This is a genomic window from Mesorhizobium sp. M1E.F.Ca.ET.063.01.1.1 (assembly GCF_003998155.1).
Taxonomy (GTDB): Bacteria; Pseudomonadota; Alphaproteobacteria; order Rhizobiales; family Rhizobiaceae; genus Mesorhizobium.
Window position 1 is genome coordinate 1 of record NZ_RZSC01001015.1, and the last position, 1,731, is coordinate 1,731.

3 protein-coding genes are annotated in these 1,731 nt (G+C 65.7%); all 3 read right to left on the reverse strand.

Going from position 1 to position 1,731, the window contains the following annotated elements:
• Positions 1–187, reverse strand: a 187-nt coding sequence (locus EOA29_RS35470) for a 2Fe-2S iron-sulfur cluster-binding protein (RefSeq protein ID WP_145970012.1), incomplete at its 3' end; no start/stop codon positions are given.
• The gene (locus tag EOA29_RS35475; protein WP_126094291.1) at positions 184–450 is read right to left on the reverse strand and encodes a sarcosine oxidase subunit delta; all 267 of its coding nucleotides are present in this window, start codon (positions 448–450) and stop codon (positions 184–186) included. The genes EOA29_RS35475 and EOA29_RS35470, both read right to left, overlap by 4 nt.
• Positions 451–462: 12 nt before the next feature.
• Complete coding sequence (locus EOA29_RS35480) at positions 463–1,716, reverse strand: sarcosine oxidase subunit beta family protein (protein ID WP_126094290.1); 1,254 nt, start codon at positions 1,714–1,716, stop codon at positions 463–465.
• Positions 1,717–1,731: the final 15 nt, after the last annotated feature.

The window sequence follows — 1,731 nt, forward strand, 5'->3', positions numbered from 1 at the left end:
AAAAGATGCCGCGCGGCCGGTGATATTTGAAGCTGCGGCCGGTCAGCATGATGCCGTTGGCGAGAAGCGCGGAAGCGAGCGTGTCGCCCTGATATCCGGCCAGGCTTCGACCATCGAAAACGAAGCCCAGCGGCTGCGCGCGGTCGATGCGCCCGCCGGCCGCGAGGCGATTTCCGATCCTGTTCATGCGGGCATTTTCCTGGCGAAGCCGACCGATTGGATGACGTGGTTTCTGGTGTCGCGCTCGACGACCAGCCATTGTCGGCAGCCGGACACGTGCTGCCAGAACTCGCGGTGCGGTCCGGCCGGATTGTCCCGCACATAGACATAGCGGTACCAGGCCTCCGGATCGGGGTCGTCATGGGCTGGACGCGCCACGGAAGCGTCGCCGCCATAGCGGAACTCGTCATGGTCGCGCGGGCCGCAGCACGGGCATTCGATGCGAAGCATTTGTCTTCTTCTCTATTGCAGCCAGGCCGAGGGACCGACGCCGGCCTCGTCGAGCGTGCGGCCGGTGCGGAAACGGTCGAGGCCATAGGCGGCGATCAAGGGATGCGGCTTGCCGGTCGCAAGGGTGTGCGCGAAGCACCAGCCCGAGGCGGGCGTCGCCTTGAAGCCGCCATAGCACCAGCCGCCATTGAGATAGAGCCCGTCGATCGGCGTCGGGCAGATGATCGGACTCGCGTCGGGCGTCATATCCATGACGCCGCCCCAATGTCGCAGCAGCCGGACGCGCGAGATGCAGGGCATCAGCGCGATTGCCGCTTCCGCCACCTCGCGCACGACGCCGAGGTTGCCGCGCTGGGCATAGGAATTGTAGCCGTCGAGATTGCCCCCGAAGACCAGCCCGCCCTTGTCGGACTGGCTGACATAGAAATGATCGGCGCCATAGGCCACGACATGGTCGACCAGCGGCTTCAGCGGCTCGGTGACGAAGGCCTGCAGCACGTGGCTTTCGATCGGCAGTTCGAGCCCAGCCTTCTGGCCGAGCACCGACGTATGGCCGGCGACCGCGAGGCCGACCTTGCCGGCGCCGATCCGGCCCTTGCTCGTCTCCACGCCGACGATCCTGTCGCCGTCGCGGACAAAGCCGGTCACCTCGCAGTTCTGAATGATATCGACGCCGTGACCGTCGGCGGCGCGCGCATAACCCCAGGCGACGGCATCGTGGCGGGCGGTGCCGGCGCGGCCCTGGAGGATCGCGCCATGGATCGGAAATCGCGCCGTGTCGGAGAAATCGAGATAGGGCACGAGCCGCCGCACCTCGTCGCGGTCGAGGATGTCGGCGTCGATGCCGTTCAGCCGCATGATGTTGGCGCGATGGCTGAACGTGTCGAGCTGATCCGCCGAATGAGCGGTGACAATCTGGCCGCGCTGCGAGAACATCACGTTGAAGTTCAGCGCCTGCGACAGGCCTTCCCACAGCTTGACCGAGAATTCATAGAACTGGGTGTTGCCGTCGAGCAGGTAGTTGGAGCGGATGACGGTGGTGTTGCGGCCGACATTGCCGCCGCCGACATAGCCTTTCTCCAGCACCGCGACATTGCGGACGCCGTGGTTCTCGGCCAGGTAGAATGCCGTGGCGAGGCCATGCCCGCCGCCGCCGACGATGATCACGTCATAGGCGCCTTTCGGCTCGGCGGCGCGCCAGGCGCGCTGCCAGTTCTTCTGGCCGGACAGGCCGTTGCGGAAAATCGAAAACGCCGAGTAGCGCATGGTCATCGTCTAGCG

Excerpts from the sequence above, each read along its gene's own strand:
- EOA29_RS35475 (WP_126094291.1), bottom strand. The coding sequence starts at position 450 with ATGCTTCGCATCGAATGCCCGTGCTGCGGCCCGCGCGACCATGACGAG.
- EOA29_RS35480 (WP_126094290.1), bottom strand. The coding sequence starts at position 1,716 with ATGCGCTACTCGGCGTTTTCGATTTTCCGCAACGGCCTGTCCGGCCAG.